The sequence below is a fragment of the Actinokineospora sp. UV203 genome (assembly GCF_056323665.1).
Map to the genome: position 1 here is coordinate 5,063,954 of NZ_CM150484.1, position 17,247 is coordinate 5,081,200.

A 17,247-nucleotide genomic window follows, 5' to 3' on the forward strand; every position below is an offset into this window, starting at 1 on the left:
AAACGTCTCCGGTCAGTCGATGCAGTTCGGCGCCACCAGCGCGGTGCGCCGCGGTGCGGGTGCGCCGAAGTCGAGCAGGCGGCCCCCACCAAGGTTCTCACCGACGGCCGACGGCTGCGCGGGGGCGGGCGGCGGGTTGGCCGTGGCCAGGCCCCCGATGTAGGCGTGCACGGCGGCGAGGTCGACGGTGATGATGCTCTGCCCGCGGTCGTTGCGCGCGCCCACACCGGTCACCGGGATCGTCACGAACTCCACCGCGCCCGACGCCAGCGCCTGCGCCTGGTTCACCAGGTCGAGGAAGTGCAGACCCGGGTCCATGACCACGGTCTTGGCCACCGCGCCCTCCAGCGCGGTGAGCTTGCCCGGGTCGCCGAGGGTGCCGCCGCTGAGCACCTTGCTCATCGCCGAGGCCAGGAACGTCTGCTGGCGCACGATCCGGTCGAGGTCGCCGCGCGGCAGGCCCTTGCGCTGACGGACGAACGCCACCGCGTCACCGCCGCGCACGGTCTGCGGGCCCTTGCGGAAGTTCGCGCCCGAGTCCGGGTCGCTCGTCGAGTGGTTCAGGCAGACGTCGACACCGTCGATGGCCTCGGTGAGCAGGTAGAACCCGTAGAGGGTGACTTCGACGTAGTGGTCGACGCGCACCCCGGTGAGGCCCTGCACGGTCTGCACCAGCGCGGTGCGACCCGCGTTGTCCGACTCGCGTTCGATCTTCTCCCGGTCGCTCTCGCCGCCGTCGACCATCCGCTGTGCGTGCCGGGCCTTGATGACCCCGTACGCACCGTTGATCTTCTCCTCGCGGTGGTCCGGGACCTTCACGTAGGTGTCGCGCGGGATCGAGATGGCGAAGCTCTTGCCGCCGTTGCGCGGCAGGCGCAGCAGGATCAGGGTGTCGGTGTTGATCGTGTCCGTCGCCTCGGTGCGCAACTCGCGCAGCACCCGCGCCGACAGCGGACGGCCCTTGAGGTCGGTCCGGGTGTCGTTGCCGACGACCAGGATGTCGTTCGCGCCGTCGTCGGCCGAGGGGGCGTCCGGCCCGGCCGCGGCGGCCGCGATCACGTCGGTCGTGTTGACGCTCTCCTGCAGCGCGTCGACCCGGGACCACACGAACCCGGTGGCCACCAGCGCCGCGGTCGACACCAGCGCCAGCAAGACCCGGCCGACCACCAGCCACGGGCGTCGTCGCGTCCGTTCCGTCACTTTGTGTCCCCCGTCGACCAACCCTGCGCCTGGTCGCAGCCCTAGTAGTCACAGCCTAGTTGGACACGCAGCGTGATGACCCCTAATTCACGCAGTTGAGGCCGCCTGCCTCGATTTTCGGCGGCGGCGCGGTCGAGGAGGTGCTTGACGGGCTCGACGATCCGGTCGTCGTGGGCTGCGAGCGCAGCATCGGCGCGGGCCGCGGCGCGTCGCCGGCCTGGTAGCTGGTGCCGAGCACGATCCGCAGGCGGTGCGTGCCCAGCGTCCGGTCCTCCTCGAACACGAACGGGCCCGCCAGCACGGCCGCGACGCTCTTGGCCGTCGCGAGTTCGCCTGCCGGGTAGCGGATGACCGAGCCGACCTGCTGCGGGCTGTCGCCCAGCTGGCCGCGGCCGAAGCCGCGCTCGGCCAGCTCGTCGAGCACGTCGGTGGCCAGGCCCTTGGTGTTCGACCCGTTGCGCACGTCGACGATGACGCCGTTGGTCGACGACGGCGCCGCCGACGTGGTCTCCGGGAACGGGTCGGCGCTGGTCGGGGTCGTGGTCGGTCGGCCAGAGGTCGGCCGCGTCGGGCCGCCGGTGCGCAGCTCGACGAACTCGTGCACCTTCGCCGGGTCGACCTTGATGACGTCCGCGCCGCCGATCTTGGCCGGACCGTCGTTGGGGATCGTGTGGAACTCGATGTTGCCGCCGCTGAGGCCCTGCATCTGCGAGGCGAACTGGGACAGGTTCCAGTTCTTCGACAGCACAACCGAACGCTGCACCGCGCCGAGGAGGTCGCGCGCCCGCGACGGGTGGGTGAGCATGTCCGCCGACAGCACCTTGTCGGCCAGGGCGGCGAGGAAGACCTGCTGGCGCACGATCCGGTCGAGGTCGCCATTGGGCAGCTCGTAGCGCTGCCGCACGAACGAGAGCGCCTCCTTGCCGGAGATGACCTGGCGGCCCGCGGCGAAATTGGCCCCCGACTTGGGTTCGCTGACCGCGTTGTTCAGGCACACCTCGACCCCGCCGATGGCCTTGGTGACCTCGTAGAAGCTCGCCAGGTTGACCTCGGCGTACCGGTCGATGGTGACCGCGTTGCCGACCAGCCGCTCGATCGTGGAGATGAGGTTCTTGCGGCCGACGACGGTCGCCTTGGTCTCGATTTCCCTCGGGTCGGTGACACCCTGCTCGCTCAGCGTCTTGCGCGCGTCGGTGTACGCGTAGACGAACGCGGAGTTGAGCTTGTGCTTGCCGAATCCCTCGCCGATGTCCACCCAGGAGTCACGCGGGAAGGAGAACGCGATCGCGCGCCTGCCGTCGACCGGGATGTGCACCAGGATCATCGTGTCGGTGTTGCGCTCGCCGTCGACTTTGCCGCCGTTGAGGAGCTGCAGGACTTCCTTCGGCAGCGGGTTGCCGTAGGCGTCGGTGCGGCTGTCCATGCCGACCAGGAGCATGTCGATGGCCCCGTCGAGCGGCGTGGGCTGGTTGCCCACCTTCTCGGCGATGACGTCGGTGGTGACGGTGTTGTCGTCGACGTCGCCGAAGGTCCACCAGCCGTACCCCATCGCGGCCAGCACGACCATCGAGGTCAGCAGCGCGAGGGTCCGGCCGGCGATCGTGCCGAACCATAACCAGGGGCTGGGGGCTTGGGCGTCGTCGGGCTCCGCGGCGGGCGCCACCGCGGTTTCCGCGCCCCCTTGCGCACGCTCGGTCACGAGCCCGCCCTCCCCAAACCATCCCGTCCATCCTCAGATTACCCACGGGCCACCCGGATGGCTCTTGGCCCTCGCGTCGAATACCCGCACGAGTGGACGCCCATGCCGTTTCTCATGACAGACTCGGCACCGATAGGGCGACGAGAGATGGGGAGCGACATGCGGGTGCTGGTCACGGGTGGTGCCGGGTTCATCGGGTCGCACTACGTGCGGCAAGCGCTGTCCGGGGCCTATCCGAGGCTGGCCGACGCCGAGGTCGTCGTCCTCGACAAGCTGACCTACGCGGGCAACCGGGAGAACCTCGCCCCCGTCGCCGACAGTGACCGGCTGCGCTTCGTCCATGGCGACATCTGCGACGGCGAGCTGGTCGCCGAGACGATGGCCGGGGTGGACCTGGTCGTCCACTTCGCCGCCGAGTCCCACGTCGACCGCTCGATCGCCGGGTCCGCGGAGTTCGTCCGCACCAACGTGCTGGGCACCCAGACGCTGCTGCAGGCGGCGCTGGAGGCGCAGGTCGGCCGGTTCATCCACGTGTCCACCGACGAGGTGTACGGGTCGATCGACGAGGGCTCCTGGCCCGAGACCCACCCGCTGGAGCCCAATTCGCCGTACTCGGCGTCGAAGGCGTCCTCGGACCTGCTGGCCCGCTCCTACTTCCGCACCCACGGGCTGCCGGTGTGCGTCACCCGGTGCTCCAACAACTACGGGCCATACCAGTTCCCCGAGAAGGTCATCCCGCTGTTCACCACGAACCTGCTGGACGGCAAGAAGATCCCGCTCTACGGCGACGGCCTCAACGTGCGCGACTGGCTGCACGTCGACGACCACTGCCACGGCATCCAGCTCGTCGCCGACCGCGGCCGGGCGGGCGAGATCTACAACATCGGCGGCGGCACCGAGCTGACCAACCGCGAGCTGACCGCGCTGCTGCTGGACGCGACCGGCGCGGATGACTCGTTCGTGCAGCCGGTGATCGACCGCAAGGCCCACGACCGGCGCTACTCGGTCGACATCACCAAGATCACCGAGGAGCTCGGCTACCAGCCGCGGGTTCCGTTCGCCGAGGGCCTGGCCGCGACCGTGCGGTGGTATTCAGAGAACCGCGGCTGGTGGGAACCGCTGAAGGCCGGAGGCTGAGCGTGGCTCTGGAACTCCTCGTACCCGGCGGGACCGGGCAGCTCGGCGCCGAGATCGCCGCGCTGGCAAGCGAGTCCGTGTTCGTGAGCGCCCCCGGCTCGGCGACGCTTGACGTCACCAGCACCGGCGGGGTCATCCGGGCGGTCGCCGAACTGGCCGACCGGGCCCGCGCCGAGGGGCGCAAACCGGTCGTGATCAACGCGGCCGCGTACACCGCGGTCGACCAGGCGGAGAGCAACCACGCGCGGGCGGTCGCGGTCAACGCCGACGGCCCCCGGGTCCTCGCCGCCGCCTGCACTTCGCGCGGGGTGCCGCTGATTCACGTGTCGACTGACTACGTCTTCCCTGGCGACGGCACCGAACCGTACGAAGTGGACAGTCCGACCCGGCCGCGGTCGGTCTATGGGATCACGAAGCTGGCAGGCGAGGACGCTGTGCTGGCCTCGGGGGCGCGGGCTTGGGTGGTCCGCACGTCGTGGGTGTATGGCGCGCACGGCAACAACTTCGTGAAGACCATCGCCCGGTTGGAAGGGCAGCGGGAGACGTTGTCCGTTGTGGACGACCAGGTCGGTTCGCCGACGTGGACCGGGGATCTGGCGCGGGGGCTTGTCGAACTGGCGGGCAAGATCGCCGCAGGGGAGGCGCCCGGCGGCCGGGTGCTGCACTGCGCCGGAGCGGACACCGCCACTTGGTGCGGGTTCGCGCGGGCGATCTTCGAGGAACTTGGCGCTGATCCGGTCCGGGTCCAGCCGTGTACGACCGCGGACTATCCGACGCCTGCCAAGCGGCCCGCGTATTCGGTGCTGTCGGCCAAGTCTTGGGCGGCGGCTGGGCTCACCCCGATGCCGCCGTGGCGCGAGTCCTTGGCCCGGGCGTTCCGGGAGAACGCGGCGGCGTTCAAGCAGTAGCGGCGTGATGGTCCGCGACGCGGGTCAGTAGCTCGTTGAGCTGCGCGCGCTCGGCGGCCGACAGCGGCTCCAGCAGCTCGTCCTGCGCCTCGGCGACCAGGCGGTCCAGCACGCGCAGGTGCTTGAGGCCGGCCTTGGTGAGCCGCACGATGTTGCGCCGCTTGTCGAGCGGATCCGCCGCGCGTTCGATCCAGTCCCGCTCCGCGAGGTCGGTGACGCTCGCGGTGACGTCGCTGCGGTCCAGCCCGCACCGTCTGCCCAGGTCCGCCTGGCTGGCGGGCCCGAACTCCTCGAGCGCGGCCAGCATCGAGTAGTGGTAGCGGCGGGTGGCGGTGTCCGCCATCCGCGCCGCGACGACGTTGCGTGCGGTGACGGCGTTCTGGTTGATCAGCCAGCTCGTCAGCGAACGCAGCCTGCCCGGTGCCGAGCGAGTGTCCATGCCGCACACCGTAAACGCTTGACGGCTGTCGGGACCAGTCGCTAACGTTGGCAACACCAACGTTGGTGACACCAACGAACCTCGTCAGGGAGCACACCATGAGCGTCATCGAAGACCGCGCGGCCATCACCGACCTTGTCTCACGCCTCGGCGCGTGTCTGGACGACCACCGGTTCGACGACCTGAAGGAGCTGTTCGCCGACGACGTCACGGCGGCGACGCCGGGTGGCGTGGCGGAGGGCCGGGACGCGGTGATCGGACAGGCGACCCGCAACCACGGCGACTACCACCGCATCCAGCACCTGATCACGAACGTGCTGGTCGACCTCGACGGAGACCACGCCGCTGTGCGGGCCAACCTGCTTGGGACATTCGTCGACTCGGACGCTCGGGTCGTGCTGGAAATGGGCGGGATCTACCGGTTCACCGCCCGCCGCCATGATGGAGACTGGCGGCTCGCGAGCATCGCTGTCGACCGGATCTGGCGGACCGAGCCTAAGTAGACTGGTAGGCCGCGATCGTCAGCTCGGCACACCGCCGCCAGGTGTGTGCGGCAGCATGGGTGCGGCGCGCGGACATCACGGCGGGTGATGGCGGGTTTTCCAGCGCGGCGGTGAGGGCGACGGCCATCGCTTCCTTGTCCCCAAAGGGGACCAAGGTGGCGTGGCCACCCGAAACCTCGCGCAGCGCGGGGACGTCGGAGCACACCACCGGCACGTCGCAAGCCATGGCTTCCAATACCGGCAACCCGAAACCCTCATCACGCGACGGCAGTACGAGCGCACTCGCTCCCGCCACCACGCCGCGAAGATCCACTTCGGACAAATAGCCGGTGGAGATGACTCGCTCCGATCCGACTGTGTGGCCGGGGCCCGCCAACACCAGCGGCGGCAGTGACGGTGTGGCCGCGTGGGCGTCAAGCAACCAGCTCAACGCCTTTCGCGGCCCGGCCGCGCCGACGAACAGCAGGTACTCCGACGGCAGGCCGACCCGCTCGACCAGCGACTCGTTCGGCGGCCGGGCGGCGAACCACTGCGGGTCGACGCCCAGCGGGGTGACCCGCACCTTCGAATCCGAGACACCAAGGCGCTCGACTACGCGTTCGGCGACGGCCTTCGTCGGGGTGCAGATGACGTGCGCCCGCCGCGCCGAAAGCTGGACCAGCTCCGGGAGTTCGGCGTCGCTGGGTGGCAGGTCGCCCGGGTAGTCCAGGAAAGCCAGGTCGTGGATGGTCAGCACGCCCGCCGCGCGGAACGCCGCCGGGAGCACGAAGTTGGTGCCGTGCACGACATCGGTGAGTCCGGCGAACAGCTCGACCGGCGGGAACGAGCCGCGCAGCCACGCTTTGCGCAGCAGGCGGGCGGGCACGGGTATCCCGCGTGCCTGGGAGCCGTGGGGCAGGACGTGGCGCAGCTTGCGCCAGCCGCGCAGGGTGAACGCCACCGCGCGCATGTTCACGTCGGGTGAGGACGCCAGTTCCTCGGCCAGTGCCGCGGTGTAGCGGCCGATGCCGGTGCGTGAGCCGAGCAGCGGCGTGCCGTCGATGAGGACCCGAATCGGTCGGTCAGCCATCTCCGCGACCCCCGCGTCCGGCCATGCGCTGACGGGCGACCCGGCGGACCCGGCCCGCCGCCCGACGGGCCAACTCGGTCGCGCCGCCGCCGTCGAGATACTCGCGGACCAGCGCCAAATCGCGGCGAACGGTGCCTGCCGCGCCCAACGCGGGCTTGCGCACCAGCGGTTCCGAGCCCGGCAGGCGGTCCGTCGCCGGACGCGGGTTCCGGCAGAACGCGGTCAGCGGAGCCAGCACGTTCTCCCAAGTGAACCGCTCACGCACGGCGGCGATGCGGTCCTGGCACGCGGCGGCGAACTCGGCGTCGTAGAGCACCCGCTCCAGGGCGTCGGCCAGCGCGTCGGTGTCCTCGGCGGGGACCACCACGCCCAGCTTCTCCTGCCGCACCAGGTCGGCGAACGAGTCGCCGTCGGTGGTGACGATCGGCAGGCCCGCCCACAGGTAGTCGAGCACCCGGGTGCGGAACGCGAACGTGGTCTCGACGTGCTCGTAGTGCGTGGTGACACCGCAGTCGGCGTCGAGCAGCCAGTCCTGCCGCTGCTCGTAGGGCACCCAGGTCTCGTTGAAGAACACGTGCCTGCCGGTCAGGTCGAGCCGCCCCGACAGCGCGCGCACCCGGGCGCCGATGTCCATCTCCGGCACCTCGGGGTTGGGATGCTTCATGCCCAGGAACATCAGCCGCACATCCGGGCGCCTTCGGGCCAGCACGCCAATGGCGCTGACCAGGGTCAGCGGGTCGAACCAGCTGTAGACCCCGCCCGCCCAGAGCACGACCTTGTCGCCGTCGGCGATCCCCGGGATCGCGCCCTTCATCGGCGCGCGGCTCTGCTGCGGCGGCTTGCCGGACAGTCCGAACGGGACGACGTCGAGCAGCGAGCGCAGCGTCGGGTCGCTGTCGTAGAGCGCGGGGGTGAGCCTGCCCAGCGAAAGCAGGTGGCCCAGCCAGAAGTGCCGCTGCCGATCGGAGGCGCAGATGAAGAAGTCGCCGCGGTCGAGCTGGTTGTTCATCACCTTCGTGACGCCGACGAGGTCGAGTTCGCGCTGCTCGGCGATCTCATCCTTGCCCTGTTCCAGCAGTTCCAGGTGCATCGGATCGTAAACATCGCAGATGACGATCTTGCTGGAGTCGGGCTTCTTCAGCGAGGGCACCAGTTCCAGCGCGTGGCCCTGCAAGATCACCAAGTCCGCCCACGCCACGTGCTGGTCGAGTTCACGCCGCTTCGACCGCACCACGGGGAAAGCAGCCGGGGGCGGCGCGCACACCGGGTTGACCGTCACCAGTCGGACCTCGTGCTCGGCGGACAGCACGTCGGCCATGTTCCACGCGCGGATCGCCGGACCGGCCATCCGCTCCGACACGGCGTCGCCGGTGATCACCAGGATTCGCCTGCGCGCGCCGAAGGCCTGCTCCAGGCCGAACGCCTCGACGATCGCCTCGTGCGCGGCGAGGTAGCGCGGCAGCGGGTAGGCGGGCTCCATCGCCTTGCGCATCAACGGAACCAGGTCGGCGTCCGAGCGAACCCGGGCCGCCTGCTCGACCGCGCGGGAGGCGGCGAGGGAGGGCAGCATCTCGACGAACTGGTCGATCGCCAGCATGCCCGCGAGCGCCGTCCGGGCGATCGGGACGGTCGCCGAGTCACCGGCCGTGGCTGAGCCCTCGCCGCGGCGGGTGATCTCCAGCTGGGTCGGGTCGATCTCGCCGCGCGCGGTCGCCCGGCGCACCGCCAGCGCCAGCGCGCCGGGCAGCGCCTTGGCCAGCGTGGCGTCGGAGAGGTTCTTGTAGAGCGCCGCCAACGCGTTGCGCTCCAGCAGATACAGCTCGCGGGACTGGTCCTTGGTGTCCACTTCGGACATGGAGGCGTGGTGGCGGTGGTAGGCCAGCGACGTCGGCTCGTAGCGCACCCGCCAGCCGCGCAGGTTCAGCCGCCAGCCGAGGTCGACGTCCTCGTAGAACATGAAGAAGCTCTCGTCGAACCCGCCGAGCTCGCGGTACACGCCCGCCCGGACGAACATCGCCGAGCCGGTGGCGAACAGGACGTCGCGCGGGTCGTCGTGGCTGCCGTCGTCCGGGGTGCCCGCGTGGCGCTTGTAGCCCATGCCGAACCAGGTGAGGCCCGCGTCGACGAAGTCGATGTTCGCGCCGTCCCAGTCGAGGACCTTGCTGGCCACGGCGGCGACGTCGGGCTGCTCGGTGAGCACCCGCACGGCCGCGCGGGCCCACTGCGGGTCGGGCCGGGCGTCGTTGTTCAGGAAGGCCAGGACGGAGCCCTTGGCGTGGTTGACGCCGAGGTTGCAGCCGCCCGCGAAACCGAGATTGTCCGGGGCCTCGACCAGTTCGACGCCGTCGACCGCACGGATCTTCTCGGCGCTGCCGTCCCCCGAGGCGTTGTCCACGCAGATGATCTGCAGGCGGTCGGCCGGGTAGTCGAGGTCCGACTTCAGCGACCGCAGGCAGGTCAGGGTGTCGTCGACTCCTCGGTAATTGACGAGTACGACCGACAGTATGGGCAAGGCCCCCTCCGCCACGCTGCCTCCTCCCGGGTTGCTCCTGGGGACAGGGTGCCTTATCGGGGTGCCGTCATGTCGCCCGACTGGCGAACTGGTGTCGCCAGACCCGCGATCGGGTGGCGCGGTCGGTGTCGATCTTGTTACGGGCGACGATCGTCCGCGGCAGCCGGGCCGCCACCTGGGCCAGCACCCGCAGCCGCAGACCCACCCGGAAGTTGTGCTCCGGCCCCACGTTTCGCCTGGTCTGGAGCACCGCGGTGAGCAGGGCGAACCGGGCCAGCTCGGTGAGCGCGACGCCCAGCGGGGCGCAGCGCAGCAGAGTGAGCAGCCGGTTGCGCTCGTTCCACAGGTGGAACTGGGCCGACCCCGGCGCGGTGCTCGCGCCGTGCAGGTGGGTGACGTCGGTCTCGACCGGCACGATCGACCAGCCCGCCAGCCGCAGCCGCCACGACGTGTCGGTGTCCTCGTAATAGCAGAAGAAGTCCCCGGGAACTCCGCCCACGGCGGCCAGCGCCTCCGTGCGCAGCAGCGCGGCGCCGCCGCAGAAGCCGAAGACCGGGCCGGTGACGGCGTCGCTGCCATGCCCGTCCGCGGTCAGCCGGACGCCGACCGACTGGACCTCGCCGGTGGGGCTGATCAGCCGGGCGCTCGCGGCGGCGGCGCCCTGATCGGCGTCGAGGGCGTCCTCCATGCGGGCCAGCCAGTCGGGACTGGGGGCGGCGTCGTCGTTGAGCCACGCCACGAACTCGGTCTCGGGCTCGACGGCCGCCAGCGCACCCGCGTAACCCACGTTGACCGGCAGCCTGCGGATCTCCGGCCTGCTCGGATGGCGGGCGAGCACCTCGGCGGTGCCGTCGTCGGAGGCATTGTCGACCACCAGGGTCCGGTGCGGCCGGGTCTGCGCGACCAAGGCGTCGAGGCAGGCGGTGAGGTGGGCACGGCCACGCCAGGTGACCACGACGACCGTCGTGCGGGCGTTCACGGCCGCGACGCTACCGGTCGCGGCGGGCCGTGCGATTCTGGCCGCGTGCCTGAGCTGGTCGTCCTCACCGAGCAACTGCTGGCGCCGGTCCCGGGCGGCACCGGCCGCTACACCCGGGAACTGGCCGCCGCGCTGGCCCGGACGGCGCCCGCGGGCTGGTCCGTCCGCGGCGTCACCGCCCGCCACGGCGACCTCGCCCCGGCCGTGGTCGACGGCGTGGCCGGGCCGAGTGCCCTCGCGCTCCCCCGGCGCGCGCTGACCCTCGCCTGGGAGCACGGGCTGCCGCCGTGGCCCGGCGGTGACGTCGTGCACGCGCCGACCCCGCTCGCCCCGCCCGCCCGCCGCGGCAGGCGACTGGTCGTGACCGTGCACGACACCGTGCCGTTCACCCACCCGGAGACGCTGACCAGCCGGGGCGCGGCCTGGCACCGCAAGGTGATCCGGCACGCCACCCGCTCCGCGGACGCGATCGTGGTGCCGACCCGGGCCGTCGCGGACGACCTCGCCCGGCACGCCCCTGGACCCGCGCCGGTCCACGTCGTCGGCCACGGGGTGTCCTCGGTGCTCAGCGCCCCCTCCGCCGTTGAGCTCGGTCTTCCCGCCGCGTACGTCCTCGCCGTGGGGACCGTCGAGCCGCGCAAGGGACTCGACGTGCTCATCGAGGCGATGGTGGAGGTGCCCGGTGTGCCGCTGGTCGTGGCCGGACCCGCTGGCTGGGGCCAGGTGGACCTGCCCGCCCTCGCCGCGCGGCACGGATTGCCCGCCGATCGTGTGCGGGTGCTCGGCAGGCTCAGTGACGAGGAACTCGCCGCCGCCCTGCACGGCGCGACGGTGCTGGCCGCGCCCAGCCGGGCCGAGGGATTCGGGCTCCCCGTGCTGGAGGCCATGGCGGCGGGCGTGCCCGTGGTGCACTCGGACGCGCCCGCCCTCGTCGAAGTGGCGGGCGGCGCGGGAATGCAGGCGAAACGCGACGACCCGGCAGCGCTCGCCGACGCCTTGCGGACGGTGCTCGACTCCCCGGACCTGGCCGCCGCGATGGTGGAGCGTGGCCGCGCGCGGGCGGCGGAGTTCACCTGGGATGGGGCGGCCGAGTCGCTGTGGCGGCTGCACGTGAGTCTGGGCGGTGGCGCGAGTTAATCCATTCGGTAAATCTCCGGCAATCGCACGTCGTACGCTGATCGCCGTGTCCGACCCCACCGTGCTTATCGACGCGACCGCGGTGCCCGCGGACCGCGGTGGGGTGGGCCGCTACGTCGACTCGCTGGTCGCGGCCCTGGCCGCCGACGGTGCCGCCCTCAGCGTCGTCTGCCAGCCCCGCGACAGCAGGCTCTACGGCGAGCTCGCGCCCAGCGCGCGGATCGTGCCGACCTCCGAGTCGGTCACCACCCGCACGGCCCGGCTGGCCTGGGAGCAGACCACGCTGCCGCGGCTGGTGCGAAGACTCGGCATCGACGTCCTGCACTCGCCGCACTACACGATCCCGCTGGCCAACCCGGTCGCGTCGGTGGTGACGCTGCACGACGCGACGTTCTTCACCGACGCCGGCCTGCACCACTCGATCAAGGCCCGCTTCTTCCGCGCCTGGACCAAGACCGCCCTCGTGCGCGCGTCGCGCTGCGTCGTGCCGAGCGAGGCCACCGCGGCCGAGCTGACCAGGGTCGTGCGTGCCGACCCGCGCTTGCTCGAGGTCATCCAGCACGGCGTGGACACCGAGCGCTTCCACCCGCCCTCGCCAGCCGAGGTCAAGGCCGCTCGGGCCGCGATCGGCCTGAGCGAACAGCCGTACGTGGCGTTCCTGGGGGCGCTCGAACCGCGCAAGAACGTGCCCGCGCTCATCCGTGGCTTCGCCGCCGCCTGCGCCGGCCGGGCCGACCCGCCCGCTCTGGTGCTGGCCGGGCAGCCCGGCTGGGACCACCAGATCGAACGCGCCCTCGACGCCGCGCCGCACCGGCTGCGGGTCATCCGGGCGGGCTACCTGCCGTTCGAGCACCTGTCCGGCTTCCTCGGCGGCGCCGCGCTGGTCGCGTATCCGAGCCTCGGCGAGGGTTTCGGGCTGCCCGTGCTGGAGGCGATGGCCGCGGGCGCGTGCGTCCTGACGACCCGGCGGCTGTCGCTGCCCGAGGTCGGCGGCGACGCGGTCGCCTACTGCGGTGTCGGCGCGGGCGACATCGCCGCCACCATCAGCGACCTCCTCGACGACCCGGGCCGCCGCGCGGCGCTCTCCGCGGCGGCGCAGCGCCGGGCCAAGGAGTTCTCCTGGGGCCTGAGCGCCGAACGGCACCGCGAGGTCTACGGGCGGGCCCACCAGCTTCACCGCAGGGGTCGATGAGGCGCGGCCGGGTTGGCGTGCAGAATGCTTGTCGTGACCGAAACCTACGGTGCCGAGATCGCCGTCGTGACCGTGACCTACTCGCCCGGCGAGACCATGGACCGGTTCCTCGACACGCTCGAGAAGGCCACCACCCGGCCGGTCCACGTGATCCTGGCCGACAACGGCTCGACCGACGGCGCCCCTGAGGCCGCCGCCGAGGCCCGCGCGAACGTCGAACTGGTGCGCACCGGGGGGAACCTCGGCTACGGCGGCGGCGCGAACCGCGGTGTGGCGGCGCTCGACTCCCGCTACGGCTGGGTCGTGATCTCCAACCCGGATGTGGAGTGGGAGCCGGGGTCCCTAGACGAGCTGATCGCCGCGGCGGACCGGTGGCCGCGCGGGGGCGCTTTCGGGCCGCTGATCACCGAACCGTCGGGCGCGATGTATCCGTCGGCGCGCGAGGTTCCTTCGCTGGGCAAGGGAATCGGGCACGGGGTGCTGGGGAAGGTGTGGCCGGGCAACCCGTGGACCCGTGCTTATAAGCAGTCCGCTTCCGATGTGCGGGAACGGGTCGCGGGATGGCTTTCGGGCTCGTGCTTCCTCATCCGGCGCGAGGCTTTCGACTCGGTGGACGGGTTCGATTCTCGGTACTTCATGTATTTCGAGGATGTGGACCTGGGCGAGCGGCTTGGCCGGGCCGGGTGGCAGAACGTGTATGTGCCTTCGGCGAAGGTGATGCACGTTCAGGGGGTGTCGACGGCGAAGGCGTCTTCGAAGATGTTGGCCGCGCACCACGAGAGTGCTTACCGGTTCATCGCTGATCGACACCAGGGCCCGTTGTGGGCGCCGGTTCGGGCCGTGATCAAGGCTGGGCTGGCTCTGCGCCTCAAGATGGAAACCCGTTAAAGGGCGGTATTCAGCCGTCGAGCCGCTGGCCGAACGTCGGCCGATCGGGGTGCGGTCGGGGCTTCATGGTCGGCACCAGACCGGCCACTTGCTCCGGTGCCTGCGGCTGCTGCGGTGCCTGCGGTTGCCTGGGTTGCCGCACTGGCAGCCGCTCCGTGGGCCTGCCCGGCGAAGCCACCGACGTGGTGGCGGCTTCCTGGGCGATCGCGGGAAGTTCCGCACGCGCGCGGCTGACCGGGAAGACCATGGTGACTTCCGGGTCCTCATCGAGCGCGTTCACCACAGCCCGGGGGATCTGCAGGGTGGCGGAGGCGTCCATCGGCGAGATGGCGCTCTCGGGGGTGACGACGTAGGAGCCGCGTGCGCGGGCACGGGCCAGGATGGCATCAGCGCGCTCACGGGGGTCCATACGGTGGCCTCTCCTGCGTCGCTCGATGTGCTCTGGTCAGAGTATCCCGCCAGTCGCGCCGCGTCATCGTTACACGGCATCAGATGTAGTCGAGATCGCCCCGGTCGCGCAGGATCTCGGTCAGGCGCTTGATGTCCTGGGCGCGGTCCCGCCTGCAGACCAGCACCGCGTCGTCGGTGTCGACGATGATGAGGTCGCTGACCCCGAGCGTCGCGACCAGCCGGTGCGAGGGCACCACGATGACGCCGTCGCCGTCGACCACCACGACGTTCGCCTTGCCGCCCGCGGTGACGTACAGCCTGCCGCCGTCGCCGACGTCGGTGCCGAGCAGGTCGCCGAGGGTCTCGAAGTCGCCGATGTCGCTCCAGCCGAAGTCGCCGGGGACGGTGGCGACCAAGCCGTCGGCGGCGGCCGGCTCCATCACCGCGTACTCGACGGCGACCTTGGGCACGGTCGGCCACAGCTCGGCCAGGACCGCTTCCTGCTCGGGGGTGTCCCACGCGGCGGCGATGGCGAGGATGGGCTTGGCCACATCCGGGCGCCGCGCGGCGAGTTCGGCCAGGAACACGTCGGTGCGCCAGACGAACATGCTGGCGTTCCACAGGTAGCTGCCCGAGTCGACGTAGCGGGTGGCCACGTCCTTGGCCGGCTTCTCCTTGAACTCCAACACCTTCTGGATGACCGACCGCTGCGCTGGCTCGCTGCACCGCAGGTAGCCGTAGCCGGTCTCCGGGCGGGTCGGGGTGATGCCGATGGTCATCAGCAGCCCATCGCGGGCGCCGTCGACGGCCCGGCCGACGGTGTGGGCGAACTCATCTCCGTCGGTGATCAGGTGGTCGGCGGCGAACGACGCCATCACCGCGCCGGGCGACCGCTTCTCGATCACCGCGGCGGCCAGCGCGATCGCCGCGCACGAGTCGCGGGCGAGGGGCTCGACCAGGATGTTGCGTTCCGGCAGGTCCGGCAGCTGTCGGGCCACCCCGGCGGCGTGCGCGGTGCCGGTGACCACGAGCAGGTGCTCCGGCGAGGACAGCGGGGCGAGCCGGTCGAAGGTCGCCTGCAGCAGCGACCGGTCGGTGCCGGTCAGCGCGTGCAGGAACTTCGGGTTGCCCGCGCGGGAAAGCGGCCACAGGCGGGTGCCGCTTCCACCGGCGGGCACGACGATGTGCAGTTCGGGTGGCGTCACAGTCCTGAGTCCTTGTCCCCTGCGCGTGAGTGGTGGGGCAACCTTAGCCAACCGGCCGGTACGGTCGTCGTGATGACCGCGATCCCGACCGGAACCGAACGGACCAGGCACTGGGTGCCCGACGGCCCGCACGACGTCGCGGGCGCTTTACGGCCGCTGCGGCGCGGACCGCACGACCCGGCCTTCCGCGAGGACACCGACGGCCTCTGGCTCGCCGCCAACACACTGGCAGGCCCCGGCACACTGCGCTTGCGCATCGCAGGCGAGGTGCACGCCTCAGCCTGGGGTCCGGGCGCCGACCTGCTGCTCGACGGTTTGCCCGCGCTACTCGGCGCTTCGGACGACGACTCCGGGTTCGTCGCTCATCACCCCTTGGTCGCCGAGGTTCGGCGTCGGCGGCCGGGAATGCGGCTCGGGGCGACCGGGCGGGTGTGGGACGTGCTGCTCGCGGCGATCATCGAGCAGAAGGTGACGGGGACCGAGGCCCATCGGACCTGGCGTGACCTGGCCCGGCGATTCGGGAGCCGGGCGCCTGGGCCCGCTCCTGAGGGGTTGTTCACACCGCCGACGCCTCAGGCTGTCCTGGGCATCGAGGACTGGGAGTGGCACAAGGCGGGACTCGACGGCGCTCGCCGTCGGACCGTGCTCGCCGCCGCGCAGGTGGCGGGTCGGCTGGAGCGGGCCGCTGAACTGCGGGGCGCCGCCGGCCGTGATCTGTTTTGCAAGGTGCCGGGAATCGGGGTCTGGACGGCCGCCGAAGTGGCACAGCGGGCGTGGGGTGATCCCGACGCGCTCAGCGTGGGGGACTACCACCTGTCGAACCTGATCGGGCACGCGTTGCTCGGGCGTCGGATCGATGACAAGCGGATGCTCGAGGAACTGGCCGTCTACGAACCCCAGCGGCATCGTGCGGCGCTGTACGTCCTCGCCGCCGGACTCGGCAAACCCCGCTTCGCGCCGCGGTTCTCGCCGCGCGACTACCGGAGCTTCTAGCCCGCCTCCCCGTAGCTCGTCCTGTCGTTGACCGCTGGTTCATGGTCCTTGGGTGATCTGTCGTTGTTCGTGATCCGTGGCCACCCGATCGTGGAGGGGGTGGAAACACACGATCAACGAGAGGGCGTGGCATGGATATCCCGCACATCAGGCATCGGTTCGTGGAGGTCGAGGGGGTGCGGGTCTTCTATCGGGAGACCGGACCCTCGCACGCGCCGACGCTGTTGCTGTTGCACGGCTTCCCGTCGGCCTCCCACCAGTTCCAGCGATTGATGGACGCGCTGGGCTCCCGCTACCGGCTGATCGCACCAGACTATCCAGGGTTCGGCCATACCGAGGCGCCGCAGGACTTCACCTACTCCTTCGACCGGCTGGCCGACATCGTCGAGGGCTTCGTCCAGTGTCTGGGCCTGGACCGCTTCGCGATGTACGTCTTCGACTTCGGTGCGCCCGTGGGTTTCCGGCTGGCCGAACGCCACCCCGAGTGGATCGCCGGGCTGGTCGTGCAGAACGGCAACGCCTACACCGAGGGCCTGTCCGACGGGGCCCGCGACTTCATCGCCCTGCGCCCGGAGACTCCCGGCTCGGAGGAGATCATCCGCGGCCTGCTCACCCCGCAGGGCACCCGCGGCCAGTACGAGAGCGGCGTGGCCGAACCCGAACTGGTCTCCCCCGACGGCTGGACGCTCGACCAGCACTTCCTCGACCTGCCCGGACGAAAGGAGGCCCAGGTCGCGCTGGCCTACGACTACCACTCCAACGTCGAGCGCTACGGCCGATGGCAGGAATGGCTGCGTGCGCATACCCCGCCCACCCTCATCGCCTGGGGCAGCGACGACCCGTTCTTCCCCGAGCCCGGCGCCCGCGCCTACCTGCGCGACCTGCCGGAGGCCGAGCTTCACCTGTTCGGCACCGGCCACTTCGCGCTGGAGACTCACCTGCCGCAGATCGCCCCGCTCATCGCCGGTTTCCTCGACCGCCTCGGGGAGTGAGGTA

General features: G+C 71.1%; 16 protein-coding genes. 8 read left to right on the forward strand and 8 right to left on the reverse strand.

Annotated elements, in window-relative coordinates; all coding sequences use genetic code 11:
• Positions 1-12: 12 nt before the first annotated feature.
• Complete coding sequence (locus ACUZ2Y_RS24380) at positions 13-1,200, reverse strand: LCP family protein (protein WP_476322824.1); 1,188 nt, start codon at positions 1,198-1,200, stop codon at positions 13-15.
• A gap of 82 nt (positions 1,201-1,282) precedes the next feature.
• A complete protein-coding gene (locus tag ACUZ2Y_RS24385; RefSeq protein WP_476322827.1) occupies positions 1,283-2,899 on the reverse strand; it encodes an LCP family protein in 1,617 nt (538 codons plus the stop codon).
• Between the two features lie 159 nt (positions 2,900-3,058).
• Between ACUZ2Y_RS24385 and rfbB the strand changes: the two genes are divergently transcribed.
• On the forward strand, positions 3,059-4,036 hold the full coding sequence (gene rfbB, locus ACUZ2Y_RS24390; RefSeq protein ID WP_476332051.1) for a dTDP-glucose 4,6-dehydratase: 978 nt from the start codon (positions 3,059-3,061) through the stop codon (positions 4,034-4,036).
• Positions 4,037-4,038: 2 nt separating this feature from the next.
• Positions 4,039-4,944 carry a dTDP-4-dehydrorhamnose reductase gene (gene rfbD / locus ACUZ2Y_RS24395; RefSeq protein ID WP_476322829.1) on the forward strand — a complete coding sequence of 302 codons (906 nt, stop codon included), beginning with the start codon at positions 4,039-4,041 and terminating at the stop codon, positions 4,942-4,944.
• On the opposite strand, the gene ACUZ2Y_RS24400 is transcribed toward rfbD, so the two are convergent.
• On the reverse strand, positions 4,934-5,383 hold the full coding sequence (locus tag ACUZ2Y_RS24400; RefSeq protein WP_476322831.1) for a MarR family winged helix-turn-helix transcriptional regulator: 450 nt from the start codon (positions 5,381-5,383) through the stop codon (positions 4,934-4,936). The genes rfbD and ACUZ2Y_RS24400 overlap by 11 nt on opposite strands.
• 98 nt (positions 5,384-5,481) lie before the next feature.
• Between ACUZ2Y_RS24400 and ACUZ2Y_RS24405 the strand changes: the two genes are divergently transcribed.
• Entirely contained in the window at positions 5,482-5,886 is a 405-nt protein-coding gene (locus ACUZ2Y_RS24405; protein ID WP_476322833.1) for a nuclear transport factor 2 family protein, read from the forward strand.
• Here the strand turns inward: ACUZ2Y_RS24405 and ACUZ2Y_RS24410 are convergent.
• The 3 genes from ACUZ2Y_RS24410 to ACUZ2Y_RS24420 are packed head-to-tail and all read right to left on the reverse strand — an operon-like array spanning position 5,879 to position 10,446.
• The gene (locus ACUZ2Y_RS24410) at positions 5,879-6,955 is read right to left on the reverse strand and encodes a glycosyltransferase family 4 protein (protein ID WP_476322836.1); all 1,077 of its coding nucleotides are present in this window, start codon (positions 6,953-6,955) and stop codon (positions 5,879-5,881) included. The two genes, ACUZ2Y_RS24405 and ACUZ2Y_RS24410, sit on opposite strands and share 8 nt — an antisense overlap.
• Positions 6,948-9,482 carry a glycosyltransferase gene (locus ACUZ2Y_RS24415; protein WP_476322838.1) on the reverse strand — a complete coding sequence of 845 codons (2,535 nt, stop codon included), beginning with the start codon at positions 9,480-9,482 and terminating at the stop codon, positions 6,948-6,950. Before ACUZ2Y_RS24415 ends, ACUZ2Y_RS24410 begins: the two co-directional genes overlap by 8 nt.
• Before the next feature lie 52 nt (positions 9,483-9,534).
• Entirely contained in the window at positions 9,535-10,446 is a 912-nt protein-coding gene (locus tag ACUZ2Y_RS24420; protein ID WP_476322841.1) for a glycosyltransferase family 2 protein, read from the reverse strand.
• 45 nt (positions 10,447-10,491) lie between these two features.
• Between ACUZ2Y_RS24420 and ACUZ2Y_RS24425 the strand changes: the two genes are divergently transcribed.
• From ACUZ2Y_RS24425 to ACUZ2Y_RS24435, 3 genes are all read left to right on the forward strand, one after another.
• On the forward strand, positions 10,492-11,583 hold the full coding sequence (locus ACUZ2Y_RS24425; RefSeq protein WP_476322844.1) for a glycosyltransferase family 4 protein: 1,092 nt from the start codon (positions 10,492-10,494) through the stop codon (positions 11,581-11,583).
• A 61-nt stretch (positions 11,584-11,644) separates the two neighbouring features.
• Entirely contained in the window at positions 11,645-12,775 is a 1,131-nt protein-coding gene (locus tag ACUZ2Y_RS24430; protein ID WP_476332053.1) for a glycosyltransferase family 4 protein, read from the forward strand.
• 33 nt (positions 12,776-12,808) lie between these two features.
• Complete coding sequence (locus tag ACUZ2Y_RS24435; RefSeq protein WP_476322847.1) at positions 12,809-13,663, forward strand: glycosyltransferase family 2 protein; 855 nt, start codon at positions 12,809-12,811, stop codon at positions 13,661-13,663.
• Between the two features lie 10 nt (positions 13,664-13,673).
• Here ACUZ2Y_RS24435 and ACUZ2Y_RS24440 read toward each other — a convergent pair whose 3' ends face one another.
• Positions 13,674-14,072, reverse strand: coding sequence for a hypothetical protein (locus ACUZ2Y_RS24440; protein WP_476322850.1), 399 nt, complete (start codon positions 14,070-14,072; stop codon positions 13,674-13,676).
• 79 nt (positions 14,073-14,151) lie between these two features.
• Positions 14,152-15,258 (reverse strand): mannose-1-phosphate guanylyltransferase, encoded by a 1,107-nt coding sequence (locus ACUZ2Y_RS24445; RefSeq protein ID WP_476322853.1) that lies wholly within the window; start codon positions 15,256-15,258, stop codon positions 14,152-14,154.
• A gap of 72 nt (positions 15,259-15,330) precedes the next feature.
• Here ACUZ2Y_RS24445 and ACUZ2Y_RS24450 point away from each other — a divergent pair, with 72 nt between their 5' ends.
• Together ACUZ2Y_RS24450 and ACUZ2Y_RS24455 are read left to right on the forward strand one after the other, a co-directional pair.
• Positions 15,331-16,251, forward strand: coding sequence for a DNA-3-methyladenine glycosylase family protein (locus ACUZ2Y_RS24450; RefSeq protein ID WP_476322856.1), 921 nt, complete (start codon positions 15,331-15,333; stop codon positions 16,249-16,251).
• A 131-nt stretch (positions 16,252-16,382) separates the two neighbouring features.
• The gene (locus ACUZ2Y_RS24455; protein ID WP_476322859.1) at positions 16,383-17,243 is read left to right on the forward strand and encodes an alpha/beta fold hydrolase; all 861 of its coding nucleotides are present in this window, start codon (positions 16,383-16,385) and stop codon (positions 17,241-17,243) included.
• Positions 17,244-17,247 lie beyond the last annotated feature (4 nt).